At 57.3% G+C, this 14027-nt stretch carries 15 protein-coding genes and 1 riboswitch; of the genes, 4 read left to right on the plus strand and 11 right to left on the minus strand.

The window, feature by feature from the left end:
- The first annotated feature begins 6 nt into the window (after positions 1–6).
- The 4 genes from J0A66_RS13705 to J0A66_RS13720 all read left to right on the plus strand — a co-directional run bounded on the left by J0A66_RS13705 (position 7) and on the right by J0A66_RS13720 (position 3632).
- Positions 7–1317 (plus strand): tetratricopeptide repeat protein, encoded by a 1311-nt coding sequence (locus J0A66_RS13705; RefSeq protein WP_206574399.1) that lies wholly within the window; start codon positions 7–9, stop codon positions 1315–1317.
- A gap of 234 nt (positions 1318–1551) precedes the next feature.
- Positions 1552–2349, plus strand: a complete 798-nt coding sequence (locus J0A66_RS13710) for a substrate-binding periplasmic protein (protein ID WP_206574400.1) — start codon at positions 1552–1554, stop codon at positions 2347–2349.
- Between the two features lie 108 nt (positions 2350–2457).
- Positions 2458–2961, plus strand: coding sequence for a GNAT family N-acetyltransferase (locus J0A66_RS13715; protein ID WP_206574401.1), 504 nt, complete (start codon positions 2458–2460; stop codon positions 2959–2961).
- Positions 2962–2993: 32 nt separating this feature from the next.
- On the plus strand, positions 2994–3632 hold the full coding sequence (locus J0A66_RS13720) for a 2-hydroxychromene-2-carboxylate isomerase (protein WP_206574402.1): 639 nt from the start codon (positions 2994–2996) through the stop codon (positions 3630–3632).
- On the opposite strand, the gene J0A66_RS13725 is transcribed toward J0A66_RS13720, so the two are convergent.
- The 11 genes from J0A66_RS13725 to J0A66_RS13775 all read right to left on the minus strand — a co-directional run bounded on the left by J0A66_RS13725 (position 3582) and on the right by J0A66_RS13775 (position 13989).
- On the minus strand, positions 3582–4007 hold the full coding sequence (locus tag J0A66_RS13725) for a CBS domain-containing protein (protein WP_206574403.1): 426 nt from the start codon (positions 4005–4007) through the stop codon (positions 3582–3584). The two genes, J0A66_RS13720 and J0A66_RS13725, sit on opposite strands and share 51 nt — an antisense overlap.
- 100 nt (positions 4008–4107) lie before the next feature.
- On the minus strand, positions 4108–5397 hold the full coding sequence (locus J0A66_RS13730; RefSeq protein ID WP_206574404.1) for an NAD(P)/FAD-dependent oxidoreductase: 1290 nt from the start codon (positions 5395–5397) through the stop codon (positions 4108–4110).
- 223 nt (positions 5398–5620) lie between these two features.
- The gene (locus J0A66_RS13735) at positions 5621–5971 is read right to left on the minus strand and encodes a VOC family protein (protein ID WP_206574405.1); all 351 of its coding nucleotides are present in this window, start codon (positions 5969–5971) and stop codon (positions 5621–5623) included.
- The gene (locus tag J0A66_RS13740; RefSeq protein ID WP_206574406.1) at positions 5971–6144 is read right to left on the minus strand and encodes a hypothetical protein; all 174 of its coding nucleotides are present in this window, start codon (positions 6142–6144) and stop codon (positions 5971–5973) included. The genes J0A66_RS13735 and J0A66_RS13740 overlap by 1 nt, the downstream gene beginning before the upstream one ends.
- Positions 6145–6203: 59 nt before the next feature.
- Complete coding sequence (gene thiH, locus J0A66_RS13745; protein ID WP_206574407.1) at positions 6204–7322, minus strand: 2-iminoacetate synthase ThiH; 1119 nt, start codon at positions 7320–7322, stop codon at positions 6204–6206.
- Positions 7319–8086 carry a thiazole synthase gene (locus J0A66_RS13750; RefSeq protein ID WP_206574408.1) on the minus strand — a complete coding sequence of 256 codons (768 nt, stop codon included), beginning with the start codon at positions 8084–8086 and terminating at the stop codon, positions 7319–7321. The genes thiH and J0A66_RS13750 overlap by 4 nt, the downstream gene beginning before the upstream one ends.
- A gap of 2 nt (positions 8087–8088) precedes the next feature.
- A complete protein-coding gene (gene thiS / locus J0A66_RS13755; protein WP_206574409.1) occupies positions 8089–8289 on the minus strand; it encodes a sulfur carrier protein ThiS in 201 nt (66 codons plus the stop codon).
- The gene (locus J0A66_RS13760; protein ID WP_206574410.1) at positions 8280–9035 is read right to left on the minus strand and encodes a HesA/MoeB/ThiF family protein; all 756 of its coding nucleotides are present in this window, start codon (positions 9033–9035) and stop codon (positions 8280–8282) included. The genes thiS and J0A66_RS13760 overlap by 10 nt, the downstream gene beginning before the upstream one ends.
- Positions 9019–10515, minus strand: a complete 1497-nt coding sequence (thiE, locus tag J0A66_RS13765) for a thiamine phosphate synthase (RefSeq protein WP_206574411.1) — start codon at positions 10513–10515, stop codon at positions 9019–9021. The genes J0A66_RS13760 and thiE overlap by 17 nt, the downstream gene beginning before the upstream one ends.
- Position 10516: 1 nt before the next feature.
- The gene (gene thiC, locus J0A66_RS13770) at positions 10517–12454 is read right to left on the minus strand and encodes a phosphomethylpyrimidine synthase ThiC (protein WP_206574412.1); all 1938 of its coding nucleotides are present in this window, start codon (positions 12452–12454) and stop codon (positions 10517–10519) included.
- Positions 12455–12541: 87 nt separating this feature from the next.
- Positions 12542–12658, minus strand: a riboswitch (TPP riboswitch).
- Between the two features lie 62 nt (positions 12659–12720).
- A complete protein-coding gene (locus J0A66_RS13775; protein ID WP_206574413.1) occupies positions 12721–13989 on the minus strand; it encodes a Zn-dependent hydrolase in 1269 nt (422 codons plus the stop codon).
- Between the last annotated feature and the right edge of the window lie 38 nt (positions 13990–14027).

The following is a 14027-nucleotide window of genomic DNA, read 5'->3' on the forward strand; positions in this document are numbered from 1 at the left end:
CCGGTGATGCAAAGACAAAATCCACTCAGCTCCCTGTTGCTTTGTGTTCTGCTTGGCATTGGCCTGTATAGTGGGCCCAGCCTCACGCCTGCCGGTCATACCATGGCCCAGGAAGAGGGAGAACCTAAGACCCGCCGCACGCCAGCCCTGCGCTCCAAGGTCTATGAGCAACTGGCCCGTGCCCAGGTGCTGGCCGATGAAGACAAGGTCAGTGAGGCCCTGGCCGTGCTGGACAACGTGAAGGACAAAAGCGGCTCCATGAACAGCTATGAGCTGGCCATGATGTATAACTTCTATGGTTTTATCCATTACAACGCCGAACAGTACGACAAGGCTATCCAGTCATTCGAGCAGGTGGTGGAGCAACAGCCCATCCCTGAGTCGTTTGAGCTGTCCACCCTGTTCAGTCTTGCCCAGTTGCATATGATGCAGGGCACCTATGACAAAACCCTGGCGTTTATCGAGCGTTGGGAAGCGCTGAACGGCGGCGAGATCCCGGCCAAGAACTATCTGCTCAAAGCCCAGGCCATGTACCAGATGAAGGACTATGAGCGTGCTTCACGTTTTATCAACCAGGCCGTGAAAATGGTTGAGGATGAGGGCAAGGTGCCGGAAGAGAACTGGTATGTGCTACAACGGGCCGTGTATTACGAGCTCAAGCAACCCGAGAAGGTCAGGGATGTGCTGGTTAAGATGGTTCGTCATTACAATGAAGGCAAATACTGGGTTCAACTGGGCGGTATGTACGGTGAACTGGGCGAGGAGAAAAAACAACTGGCGATTCTGGAGGCGGCCTATCAGCAAGGCTATATCAATGGCGGCTCAGACATCTTCAACCTGGCACAGTTGTATTACTACCATGGCGCACCGGTAAAAGGCGCCAGGCTGATGGAACAGGCCATGGACGAAGGTGTGCTGGAGCGTAACCTGAGAAACCTTAAGTTTACCGCCAATAGCTGGGCCCTGGCCAAAGAGGACGATAAGGCGGTGCCGGTGCTGATCTCAGCCGCAAGCCTGTCGGATGACGGGGAGCTGGATGCCCAACTGGCGCAGATGTACCTCAATATGGAAAAGCACGATAAGGCCATTGCCTCAGCACAAACTGCGCTGAGCAAAGGTGAGTTACGCAATCCGGGGATCGTGCATATGGTGCTGGCCATGTCCTACTTCAGCCAGAAACGCTTTAACGACGCCCTGAACGAACTGGCCCTGGCCGAGGCGTTCGATAGCTCCAAACGCATGGCCCAGCAGTGGCGCCAGTATGTGCAGTCTGAGAAAACCAGCCACGAACGGCTGCAGGCAGAACTGTCATCCTGATGCTTTCCCCTTAGTGCTTGTTGGCCGCCATTGAGGGCGGCCTTTTTGTTTCGGCTTTCCCTTGGCGACCAACGACTACCGGCTGTACTGTAAAGCTCTGACACCGTTGCCGGCCGGGTGACCCGTCCCATTTTGTTCAAACATCCTGCAGGTAAGGCTTTACTTAGCAGTGACACAAGTGTTTATCAGAACGCTGAACCACAACAGATAACGACACTTTCAGGAGGATAGACGATGAGACTCTTCAGAGTCTGGCTTTGCCTGATGTTGGTGGCTTTTAGTGGGCAGGCAAGGGAGCTCAATGTGGCATTGGCCGATGTGGACTACGGGCCTTTTTATTATCAGGAAAACAACGAAATCCATGGTATCTCAGTGGAGATCCTCGCTCATGTGCTGCAGGAAGTACGGGCGACACCGCAGTACAACCGCCTTCCCTGGTCAAGGGTGCTGGAGGAGCTCAAAGACGGTCGCCAGGATCTGGTGACAGTACTCTATCTGACCAGGAGCAGGCGTTCACAATACGCCTATGTCAGTCCCGCGTATTTGCGGGACAGTATCAACCTGCTCTGCCATAAACCATGCAACCTTGCATTTACCGGCAGCCTGGCTGATGTGCATGGTCGCTATGTGGGAGTGACGCGTAACTTTTCCTATGGGGAGAAACTGGACCATGAAGAGGGCATCCGACGCCAGACAGTAGAACGGGAACCGGAACTGTTCAGGCTTCTTAGCCAGGGCAAACTGAAATTGGCGGTAGCCTCCAGAATTACCTTTTTGTGGAGGGCAAGCCGACAGGATCTCCTGCGTAAGGTGGAAGTGATGGAGCCGGCACTGGACAGTGTCGGCATCCACTTTGTTTTAGGCCGCAAAGTCGCAGAGGACAAAGCTTTTACCACCGAGTTCAGCCAGGCTCTGCGGGACTATCTGCAAAGCCCCGCTTATCAGAAAAAGCTCAAAGAATACCAACTGGAACAACACAGTATCCTTCAGCCTGTCTTTGCGGATACCCATATTGCCCAAGCGCCCCGATAAAGCGTCCTGCTTGCGGATCCCCGTCTTGGCAGGCAGATTAAAAGGGGGCATGTTTTCAGCCGCTTGGGCAGAATAGCTGTTTCGCTGCACCGAATAAGGATTCGATAGATGGCAGATATCAGTGCGGTACCGGGATGCCAATTTATCCAGGCCGCAAAGCACCATATGCTGACTGTGATGGACTGGTTTCCCGATCAGAACGGCCTGACTAACTGGGGCGGACCGGCCATGCGTTTTCCTGTTTCACCGCAATCTTTCCTGCAGGACAGCCGCTGGCAGGAACTGGCCAGCTATGTGCTGCTCAAGGAAGAGCAACTATTGGGATTTGGCCAGTATTATCTGCGCGCCGGACGTTGTCACCTTGGTAGGTTGGCTATCGCTCCGGACTGGCGGGGTCGGCGCTTGGTTGAGACGCTGATCTACGCGCTGGTCGAAACTGGCTGTGCCCAATTGGCAGTCGATGAAGTGTCACTTTTCGTGTTGGCACAGAATAAACCGGCGCTTCGCTGTTATCAGCGCCTGGGGTTCCGGATCGTTGCGTATCCCGGACAGTTACAGGGTATTGAAGGCTGTCTTTACATGGTGGCAGGCAAGTCGCATATTCTGTCCTGAAACTTAAGACAGCTAACAGACAAGGAGCGCCGATGACCGTTGATTTCTGGTTTGAGTTTGCCAGTCCCTACAGTTATCCGGCCGCCATGCGTATTGAGCGTTTGGCCACACAGAGGAAACTGGCCGTCCGCTGGCATGCATTTCTGCTCGGGCCTATCTTCAAGGCCCAGGGCTGGCAGGATTCACCCTTTAACCAGATCCCGGCCAAGGGCCGCTATATGTGGCGTGATATGGAACGTCTTTGCAGCCACTATCAACTGCCCTTCCAGCGGCCTAGCCGCTTCCCCTGCAACAGCCGGCTTGCCACCCGGGTGGCATGCTGGAACAGTGGCGCCCCTTGGCTGCCGGAGTATGTCCGTGCGATATATCAGGCCAATTTCAGCCAGGATTTGAATATAGCCGATCCTGAGGTTATCGCCGCCTGCCTGGGCCAGGCGGGGCAGGTGGCCGGGCCCATCCTTGAACAGGCTGACTCGATGGAAAGCAAAGCCAAACTGCACCAGTTAAACCAGCAGGTGGTCCGTCAGGGAATTTTCGGCGCGCCTTTTATCCTTGCGGGTCAGGAACCTTTCTGGGGGCAGGACAGGCTGGAGCAGGCGCTGGATTATGCGCAGGCCTGCTCACCGCCCGTCCTTAAGCAGGCGAATGGCCAGCTTAACGAAGTCCGATGAGGTGACAATGCCCGCGAGTGTGCCATCGGTGTTAACCACCGGCAGGCAGCCGTGCTTGTGGGCGAGGAAATACTCGGCTACTTCCAACAGCGGCTGATCGGCGCTGATCCTGTCGCCATCCCTGACCGCCACTTCTTCTATGGGGATGCGTTTTTCCTGCTCATCCAGTTCGGCGGCCCCATACAGATTGGCCAGTTTCATCACCCTTGTTACCAGCGCCTTTTGTGTCACTATTGAGTGGAACACGCCGGTTTTGCTGTCCAGCACCGGGATGTGGCGGATGCCTTTGTCACGGCTCAGCCCGTGAGCATCGTGCAAGGTGGCGGTTTCATCCAGGGTATGGAGTTGTGTGGTCATGATGTCTCTGACTTGCATAGGGGCTCCCAATGAAAAACTCGGTTCCTAACAAGCATAGTCCTTTCGCCGGCACGGAGGATTGCGGTGGATCAAGCCACCGCCCTATGCCGCTGACTTGTCAGTGCAGCTTGAGCTTCGGCCGCACCGCCCGGTTCAACTGCTCCACCAGGATCATCAGCATGCCCTTGCGCCAGCCATGAATAGCCACCTGATGCATCCGGTACAGGCTGATATAGACGAAGCGGGCGATCCGACCCTCGATGAACAGGCTGTTACCCGTCAGGTTGCCCATCAGGTTCCCCACTGTACTGTAGCGACTGAGGTTGACCAGTGAGCCATGATCCTTGTAGACATAGGGCTTCATCGGCTTGTTCTGGCGCTGGCGTTGCAGATTGCCGGCCACCAGTGATGCCATCTGGTGGGCGGACTGGGCCCTGGGCGGCACCCAACTACCGTCTTCCTGCTGGCATCCGCAGCAGTCGCCGATTACGAAAATATCCGGATGGCCTTTGGCCTGCAGTTGGGGGGTGACGATGATTTGTTGCAGGCGATTGAGTTCGAATACCCCCGTCTCCCTGATAAAATCCGGCGCTTTGACCCCCGCCGCCCAGACCATCAGGTCCGCTCGGATGGTACGCTCATCCTGGGTAAAAAAGCCGTTTTCCACCGCTGAAGCGACCCGGGTGTTTTCCAGCACTTCCACGCCCAGTTTGACCAATTCCCTGCGGACCGCGTCACTGATTCGTCCCGGCAGGGCCGGAAGCAGACTGGGGCCGGCTTCAAGAAGACTTATTTTCAGTCGTTCGGCACTGATCCTGGGGAGACCATAGCGTCTGGCCAGGGCCGCCACATGATACAGCTCGGCAGATAACTCCACGCCGGTGGCTCCGCCGCCCACGATGGCGATATGCAGATCCTGCTGCTCGCCAGGCTGGTTGACACGCACAAAACTGTTAATCAGGGAGCGATGAAATTTGGCGGCCTGGGCGGGGGAGTCAAGAAAATAGCAATGCTCGGCCACCCCGGGGGTGCCGAAATCATTGGATACGCTGCCTACGGCCAATACCAGCTTGTCATAGGCGAGGCTGCGCGGGGGCACTACAACCCGGTTGTTTTCATCGAGAATCGGGGCCAGGTGAATGCACCTGCTATCTGGGTCCAGCCCGGTCATTTGTCCTTGCTGAAACTCAAAGCAGTGTTTGGCCCCATGGGCGCTATAGGCCACGCCGTCGGTACTGGTATCCAAAGACCCGCTGGCCACTTCATGCAGCAGCGGTTTCCAGATATGGCTGGTGTTCCTGTCGACCAGGATAATCTGGGCCTGCCGGGTCTTACCCAGCTTGCGGCCGAGTTTTGTTGCCAGCTCTAAGCCACCGGCCCCTCCACCGACGATAAGGATGGTTTCCATAGTGTTTCTCCAAGTTTGCAATACATAAACTTGTGACTCCTTGTAAGCCTTTTTTATGTTGTTAATGGCAAGAAGGGCTGATGTGGGTATATTACAGTCTTTCAAGACACTTACATATCAAGGGCCGGAAGAGAAATACTAGGGGGACTCATTAGTTAAAATAATGTTAACCAGCTGCCCGGGAGGCAGGTTGGCGACTATTCAGGTAATAGCTAAGTTGTCGTTATTCCGACCAGATGGCATATTCATTACCGCTGGGATCGGCAAAATGGAACCGGCGGCCCCCCGGGAAGGAGAAGACAGGTTTAATGATTTTTCCGCCCGCAGCTTCGACCTGCTGCTGTGATTGCTGCAGATCCTTGCTGTACAACACCATCAGCAGACTGCCCCCAGCCACTGTGGCTGAATCTTTGGCCCGATAGAAACCGCCATCCAAGCCGCCGTTGGTAAAGCAACTGTAATCGGGGCCGTAGTCAGTAAACTGCCAGTCAAAGGCCTGTTGAAAAAAGGCTTTGGTGCCGTCCAGGTCGGCAGCGGGTATCTCCAGGTAATTGATCTTGTGGTGGGTTGGCATTATTCGTTCCTCATCAGTGCATTCATCTCCTCTTCCATCACCTGGGCAGCCTGACGCCTGGCCAGTTCCAGAAACGGTGAGCCATGGGGCCAGACTTCCTCTGCCACTTCCTGATTACGCTTGTATTTGGTCTCAATGTCCTTGAGGGCCACTATCATCTGTTCTTTAGTCATGAGCTGTCCTTGTGATCCGCAGAGTCTGATTCTAGAACATCTGGTGCCGACAAGCGAAATCAGTAACCGCCGGAGAAGCTTCGCTGCCAGTCTGTCCATATGGGTTGCAGACCGGCCGCTGCCACTGCCTGTGCTACCTGGGCCGGGGAACGGCTGTCGTCAACGGCAAATTGTTCCAGGGCTTGCTGCCGTCCGGCGTAGCCGCCAGGCTGAGTGCTGGAACCGGCGCTGAGGCTGGTGATGCCAAGAGGCAGGACGCTGTCTCTGAAGCTGGCGGATTCACGGGTGGACAGGCTCAGTTCCACTTCCTGGTCGAACAGCCGGTAGGCGCAGATCAACTGCACCAGTTGTTTGTTGGTCATACCCTGCACCTGTCTTTGATTGCCGGTGCAGGGCCGCAGCCGGGGAAAAGACAGGGAAAAGCGGCTGCGCCAGTAGGTTTGTTGCAGGTAACGCAAGTGAGCAGCGGTCATAAGGCTGTCGGTGCGCCAGTCATCCAGACCCAGCAGTACGCCCAGACCTATCTTGTCTATTCCGGCCCGCCCCAGTCGGTCGGGGGTATCCAGTCGCCAGGCAAAATCCTGCTTGTTACCCTTCAGGTGATGCCTGGCATAGGTTCTGGGCTGGTAGGTTTCCTGGTAGACCATCACTGCATCCAGTCCCAGGCAGGTCAGTTCGCGGTAATCCTGCTCGCCGAGCGGCTGGACTTCCATCATCAGATAGCTGAAATGGGCTTTGACGCGGGGTAACACCCGGCGGAAATAGTCCATTCCCACTTTGGCTTCATGCTCACCGGTGACCAGCAGCAGCGAATCAAAGCCCATGGCCTTAATGGCCCGGCATTCACGTTCGATTTCATCCTCAGTCAGGGTCTTGCGTTTGATGCGGTTGCTCATGGAAAAGCCGCAGTAATCACACTCATTGGCGCACAGATTGGACAGGTACAGGGGCAGAAAGAATTGCAGGGTATGGCCGAAACGCTGGCGGGTCAGATGCCAGGATTGTCTGGCCATCTGCTCCAGGTAGGGTTCGGCGGCAGGGGACAGCAGGGCCATCAAATCGTTCAGGCCGCGTTTTTCTCTGACCAATGCCAGTTCCACCTGGGCCGGGGTGCTGGCCCGGATGCGCAGGCTGATATCATCCCACTCCAGGGATTTGAACTGTTCGATAAAGCTCATATGCCCTCCAGAAATCCTGTCAGAGGGCTGGATGGCAGGGCGCGGCTGCTGGTGGCCGGCAGACCTGCCTCGAAGGCCCTTCTGCCGGCCTGAACCGCCAGTTTAAACGCGCCGGCCATGGCGACCGGGTCGCCGGCCACGGCGATGGCGGTATTCACCAGCACCCCATCCACTCCCATTTCCATGGCCTCCGCAGCCTGGCTGGGCGCACCGATACCGGCATCCACTATCACCGGCACCCTGGCCTGTTCGACGATAATGCGCAGGAAATCGCGACTGAGCAGGCCGCGATTGGAACCGATGGGCGCGCCCAGCGGCATGACTGCGGCGCAGCCCACTTCCTGGAGGCGCTGGCATAATACTGGATCGGCACCGCAATAAGGCAGGACCACGAAGCCTTCTCTGACCAGGACTTCTGCCGCCTTGAGGGTTTCAACGGCATCGGGCAGCAGGTAGCGTTGGTCCGGATGGATTTCAAGCTTGAGCCAGTGGGTGTCCAGAGCCTGCCGGGACAGATGGGCGGCGAAGATGGCTTCCTCGGCCGTCCTGGCCCCTGAGGTATTGGGCAGTAAATGGACCCCCAATGTCTGCAGGGGAGGCAGGATTTCATCCTGACGCTGTCCCAGATCCAGTCGTTTCAGGGCCAGGGTGACCAGTTCCGAGCCACTGGCAGACAGTGCACTTTGCATCAACGAGGCACTGGAAAACTTGCCCGTTCCGGTCAGCAGGCGTGAGTTCAATTGTCGGTTGGCGATGGTCAGCATATTTATCCTCCCGCTACCACGTTAAACAGGTGCACGCTGTCACCTTCCTGCAAAAAGATCTGCGGCCACAGGCTACGACTGATCACTTGCCGGTTCAGGGCCAGGGCGATGCCCTTTTCAGGTTGCTCCAGCAACTCAAGCAGTTGCTGAAGACTCAGCGGGGCAGGAAACTGCGCTGTTTCATTATTAATCATCAATTGCATCGGGGGACTCCGCAGACTGGACAGCTTGGATTGGCGGGCAGATCAAATTCCTGCCAATGGTGCATTCCAGCATCGAAACATTTCAGCTTGCCCCAGGGTACCCGGCCTGCGCCAGCCAGGAATTTCAGGGCCTCCAGGGCCTGCAACAGGCCGATCATGCCGACTACCGGCCCCAATATGCCGCCATCAATACATTGCCGGTCAGTCGCCTGTTGCGGGTCATACAGACAGTGATAGCAGCCATGGGGCAAGGCTGGATCCAGCGCCAGCAGTTGCCCTTCCATACGGATGGCTGACCCACTGATAAGCGGCTTCCCTAGTTGATAGCAGGCAGCATTGATGGCCTGACGGGAGAGCATGTTGTCGGTGCAATCCAATACCAGATCGACTTCGCTCACCGGGCCGGGCAAGGCGTGCTTATCCAGTCTGACGGGGATTGCGGTAAGACGGATGTGCGGGTTTAACGCCCACAGCCTGTCCCTGGCCAGCGAGACTTTAGCCTGGTTAAGACCCGCAGAATCATACAGGACCTGGCGCTGCAAGTTGCTCAGGCTCAGCCTGTCCGGATCGGCCAGGGTCAGATGTCCCACACCGGCTGCGGCCAGGTACTGGGCGGCAGCACAGCCCAATCCCCCCAGACCGACAATCAACACCGCACTTTGGGCCAGCCTGGCCTGGCCGTTTTCTCCCACTTCCTCCAGCAACAACTGTTGCCCGTAGCGTAAGGCGTCAGGCTCTGTCAGCATGGCGCTTCTCCAGCATGTTCAACAAGGTGCGGGTGGTCGCCTCGGGATTGGCCGCATCGCGGATAGCACTGACCAGGGCGATACCGCGAATGCCGCTAGCCAGGACCTCGGGTACCCGCTCAACGCTGATACCGCCGATGGCCACCGTCGGCACTCCTTCGGCAAGTATCAGATACTGTCTTAGACGTGTCAGTCCCTGGGGTTTGGAGGGCATCTGCTTGGTTTTGGTGGCAAACAGATGTCCCAGCGCCAGGTAGGAAGGGGAAAGGGATTTGGCTAACTGCAGCTCTGCATAACCATGGGTGGAAATACCAAGCCGCAGCCCGGCCTGCTGGATAGCCAGCAGATCGGCGGTTTGCAGATCCTCCTGGCCCAGATGCACACCGTGGGCGCCGTGACGGATAGCCAGTTGCCAGTGGTCGTTAATATAGACCCGGGCTTCATGGTCACGGCCGAGCTTTATCGCACGGATAATCTGCTCTTCCAGATCGGTTTTCCTGGCTTTTTTGATCCGTAACTGAATGCAGTTCACCCCCAGAGGCAGCAACCGTTCCACCCAGTCGGCAGAGTCGACTATGGGATAGAGGCCGAGTTCAGATTCCTCAGCAAAGGGTTGCAGCGCTTTGGGAGGCTGCCAGTTACCGGGGATGACTGCCGGAAAGTACGCCACGTCCTTCGGCCAGCCCTGATGGGATAGGGGGCCGGGCCCTTCCCCGACTGCACTGGCCTGGCGTAGGCCCCGGTTGACATAAGCCTTGGCCAGACAAATGGCATCCTCAACCGGGTAATCCAGGGCCAGCGCAGTGGCCATGGCGCTGGCCAGTGTGCAACCACTGCCGTGGGAGTGGGGCGTATCGATGCGCACACTGCCAAAACGCCGGTAATCTTGCCCATCAAAATAATAATCTTCGGCTGTTTCTGCCTGCCAGGCCAGGTGCCCCCCTTTTACCAGAACCGCGCCACAGCCTGTCTGCAGCAGCTTCTGGGCAGCGGCGGCCAGAGCATCCGGACTGGTGGGGGAAACACCGGTCAGAAGTTCCAGCTCCTGGGCATTGGGGGTGAGGATATCCACCTGGCCCAGCAGGGCGGTAACATCGTTATCACCGGGCTTAATCTCAGACAGTGCCGCGCCGCTGCTGGCCCGCAGGACCGGATCCCAGACTACGAGGGGGGGCTTGCCGACACGTTTGAGCCAGGCTATGAATTCGGCCAGGCAGTGCAGCTGCAGGCTGTCGGCCAACATACCTATCTTGAGTGCCTGTGGAAATAAATCCTGAGCCAGACAGTTGAGCTGGGCGGTAAAGCTCTCCAGGGAAACGGCCTGGATATGAGCAACCCTCAGAGAGTTTTGCGCGGTTACCGCACTGATCACGCTGCATGCATGGCCACCCATGCCTCTGACGGCCAACAGGTCGGCCTGGATCCCGGCCCCGCCGCCCGAATCCGATCCGCCGATACACCAGATAATAGGCGTCTTCATGTCAGGACCCGTTACTGGTGCTTAGCGGCTTCCCGGCAGCTTTATGATTGAGGGGGGCATCCTTGCGGCGAACTGCCCGTGACATCTGCTTTGAGGCGGTCTGATAGGCTCTTGTGGACTGCTCGATGGCTTTCCAGTCCTGCTCTAACGTGTCCCGGCTGGCGGCATAGTCGCGGACTTCCTGGGAGATTTTCATGGAGCAGAATTTAGGCCCGCACATGGAGCAGAAATGCGCCACCTTGCCGGACTCCTGTGGAATGGTCTGATCGTGGTAGGCCCGTGCGGTGTGTGGATCGAGCGACAGATTAAACTGATCCTCCCAGCGAAACTCGAACCTGGCCCTGGACATGGCGTTGTCGCGTATCTGGGCGCCGGGATGGCCTTTGGCCAGGTCGGCGGCATGGGCGGCGATTTTATAGGTAATCAGACCCTGTTTGACGTCCTCCTTGTCGGGCAGGCCAAGATGCTCCTTGGGGGTGACATAGCAGAGCATGGCGCAGCCATACCAGCCGATCATGGCGGCACCGATGCCGGAGGTAATATGGTCATAACCCGGAGCAATGTCGGTGGTCAGCGGCCCAAGGGTGTAAAACGGCGCTTCATGACAATGTTTCAGTTGCTCGTCCATATTGGCTTTGATCAGGTGCATGGGTACATGACCGGGCCCTTCGATCATCACCTGCACATCGTTATCCCAGGCAATTCGCGTTAATTCGCCCAGTGTGCGAAGTTCGGCAAACTGGGCCTCATCGTTGGCATCGGCGATGGAGCCGGGGCGCAGGCCATCGCCCAGCGACAGGGAGACATCGTAGGCAGCGCAGATCTGGCAAATCTCATCGAAATGTTCGTAAAGAAAGCTCTGCCTGTGATGAGCCAGGCACCACTTGGCCATGATGGAGCCCCCCCGTGAGACGATCCCGGTGACGCGTTTGGCCGTCAGCGGCACATACTCAAGCAGCACCCCGGCGTGGATAGTAAAGTAGTCCACGCCCTGTTCGGCCTGTTCCAGCAGGGTGTCGCGAAACAGCTCCCAGCTCAGTTGTTCGGCTATCCCACCGGCCTTTTCCAGGGCCTGGTACAAAGGCACTGTGCCGATGGGCACAGGACTGTTACGCAGGATCCACTCACGGGTTTCATGGATGTTGCGGCCGGTGGACAGATCCATCACGGTATCCGCCCCCCAACGGGTGGCCCAGACCAGTTTTTCTACTTCCTCTTCGATGGAGGAGGTCACCGCCGAATTGCCGATATTGGCGTTGACCTTGACCAGGAAGTTACGTCCGATAATCATCGGCTCGGCTTCCGGATGATTGATATTGGCCGGAATGATGGCCCGGCCCTCGGCCACTTCCCGGCGCACAAATTCAGCGGTAATGGCCGCGGGCAGATTGGCACCGAAGGTCTGACCCGGATGCTGATGATTCAGTTGCTCATCTTGCACCCGCTCACGGCCCATATTTTCGCGGATGGCGATATATTCCATTTCCGGGGTAATAATGCCGGCCCTGGCATAGTGCAACTGCGTCACCCGCCTGCCGGCAGTGGCCCGCCTGGCTCTCCTTGTGGGGGTGAACCGCAGCTCGTCGAGACTGATATCGGCTTGTCTGGCCCTGGTGTAGTCGGAGCTAGGGCCGGACAAGTAGTCGGTGACCGCCCGTTCCTCTATCCAGCCCTGTCGCAGGGGAGACAGTCCCTGGTAAATATCCAGCTCTGCCTCAGGGTCCCCATAGGGCCCGGAGGTATCATAGACAGGGACAGGACTGTTGGTTTTTGGAACAGGCCCCGTCTGCGTATCATGCTGGTGGATCTCGCGCATGGCGACCTGAATATCCTGTCGGCTGCCCGGCAGGTAGATGCGTTGTGAGCCGGCAAAGGTGCCGCCTGTGATCTGATGCAGGAATTCCTGGGCTTGCTTGCGCGTTTCACGCCTGGTTGACATAGCATCCTCTCCGTTTGACTGGGATTGAAATGCTTGTCGGGAGTGTTGTGAAGAGCATCAGCGGCAAAGGGTGGACGGACTGCCACTGCTGATGTTCGACTTGTTCCCTTCGCAGGTATTAACCTGATCAGGTTCAACGGATCCCGCTTTCGCGGTCTCAGCTCGTTGCGCTTTTTGCACAACTGAGCACTCCGACAAGATACAGGCGGCAGTATAGACACGGCCACCCGGCAATTGCAACCAGAGTGGTTGCCCGTTTATTTCTGCTAGGCGCTGCTTTCCTTTGCTCGGCTGGCGTTGGCATACTCCAGGGCCGTGTTTAATAACAAATTGGTTCCCAGTTCGATATCCTGCCAGTGGGTCCACTCATCCGGAGCGTGGCTGATACCGCCGACGCTGGGTACGAAGATCATGCCGGTGGGGGTGATTTTGGCCATGTACTGGGCGTCGTGTCCGGCGCCGCTGGGCATCACTTCGTAGTCCAGGCCCATCTCTTGCGCCTGACGGCAAAACGCCTGGATAACCTCATCTGCCATGGCCTGAGGCTCCAGCCAGCTCATCTGCTCAAACTCGAACATCAGGTTATGCTTGCGGGCGATACTGGACAACACCCGCCTGCAGGCATCGGCCAGGTTACGCATGGTTTGCGGGTCCGTGTCCCGCCCCACCAGGGTGAATTCGGCTTCACCCGGCACGGTATGGGCATAACCGGGTTTGAGTTCCACCCGTCCCACGGTCAGACGGCTCTTGTCTGAGCCTTCCTCGGCGATAATGCGGGGGATCTCATGGGCAAAATCGGCCAGGCCCATAAAGGCGTCGCTACGCATGTCCATGGGTGCGGTGCCTGCATGGTTGGCTTTGCCAATCAGGCGCACCAGCCACTTGTACACCCCGGAGATGGCTTCCACCACGCCGATGGGTTTTTTTATCCGTTCCAGCACCGGCCCCTGCTCGATATGCAATTCCAAGAACGCCCGGAAATGCTTCGGATCGATATGGGCGTTAAGGGCTTCGATGGCATTCAATCCGGCGCGCTCCATTTCATCTTTGAGATACACATGGGAGGCGTCATGGGCGGTCTCCAGCCATTGTGGGGTCAATTCGCCGGTAATAGCCTGCACCCCCATCATGCCACCAAAGCGCCCTTCCTCTTCTGCAAACGCGTACACTTCCAGCGGAAACTCACATTTAAGTCCGGCGTCACGGACCACGCGCATGCATTCCAGCCCGGCCAATACGCCTAACGTGCCATCGAACATGCCTCCGGCGGGTACCGTATCGATATGCGAACCCATTGCCACCACCGGTCCCTTGCCTTCCTTGCTGGTGCTGCCGATGACATTGCCAGCGCTGTCCAATCGTCCGTGGAATCCCTCTTTGTTGAACTTGTCAATCAACCATTGTCTGGCCTGCATGTCCGCTTCGGTAAAGCCCAGACGGCAGATACCCTTGGTCTCGGGGTCATAGCCGATATGGGACAGTTCAATCAGGTCGTTCTGCAGGCGGGACAGATCAATGCGCGGTGACTGTGACATGGCATATCCTTAATACGAAGGCTAACTGGTCGTTAACG

The organism is Bowmanella dokdonensis (assembly GCF_017254865.1).
GTDB classification, from domain to species: domain Bacteria; phylum Pseudomonadota; class Gammaproteobacteria; order Enterobacterales; family Alteromonadaceae; genus Bowmanella; species Bowmanella dokdonensis.

Coding starts and splice junctions, on each gene's coding strand:
- J0A66_RS13720 (WP_206574402.1), top strand. CDS start 2,994: ATGACCGTTGATTTCTGGTTTGAGTTTGCCAGTCCCTACAGTTATCCG.
- J0A66_RS13735 (WP_206574405.1), bottom strand. CDS start 5,971: ATGCCAACCCACCACAAGATCAATTACCTGGAGATACCCGCTGCCGAC.
- thiC (WP_206574412.1), bottom strand. CDS start 12,454: ATGTCAACCAGGCGTGAAACGCGCAAGCAAGCCCAGGAATTCCTGCAT.
- thiH (WP_206574407.1), bottom strand. CDS start 7,322: ATGAGCTTTATCGAACAGTTCAAATCCCTGGAGTGGGATGATATCAGC.
- J0A66_RS13775 (WP_206574413.1), bottom strand. CDS start 13,989: ATGTCACAGTCACCGCGCATTGATCTGTCCCGCCTGCAGAACGACCTG.
- J0A66_RS13750 (WP_206574408.1), bottom strand. CDS start 8,086: ATGCTGACCATCGCCAACCGACAATTGAACTCACGCCTGCTGACCGGA.
- J0A66_RS13730 (WP_206574404.1), bottom strand. CDS start 5,397: ATGGAAACCATCCTTATCGTCGGTGGAGGGGCCGGTGGCTTAGAGCTG.
- J0A66_RS13725 (WP_206574403.1), bottom strand. CDS start 4,007: ATGCAAGTCAGAGACATCATGACCACACAACTCCATACCCTGGATGAA.
- J0A66_RS13705 (WP_206574399.1), top strand. CDS start 7: ATGCAAAGACAAAATCCACTCAGCTCCCTGTTGCTTTGTGTTCTGCTT.
- J0A66_RS13760 (WP_206574410.1), bottom strand. CDS start 9,035: ATGCTGACAGAGCCTGACGCCTTACGCTACGGGCAACAGTTGTTGCTG.
- thiS (WP_206574409.1), bottom strand. CDS start 8,289: ATGCAATTGATGATTAATAATGAAACAGCGCAGTTTCCTGCCCCGCTG.
- J0A66_RS13715 (WP_206574401.1), top strand. CDS start 2,458: ATGGCAGATATCAGTGCGGTACCGGGATGCCAATTTATCCAGGCCGCA.
- J0A66_RS13740 (WP_206574406.1), bottom strand. CDS start 6,144: ATGACTAAAGAACAGATGATAGTGGCCCTCAAGGACATTGAGACCAAA.
- J0A66_RS13710 (WP_206574400.1), top strand. CDS start 1,552: ATGAGACTCTTCAGAGTCTGGCTTTGCCTGATGTTGGTGGCTTTTAGT.
- thiE (WP_206574411.1), bottom strand. CDS start 10,515: ATGAAGACGCCTATTATCTGGTGTATCGGCGGATCGGATTCGGGCGGC.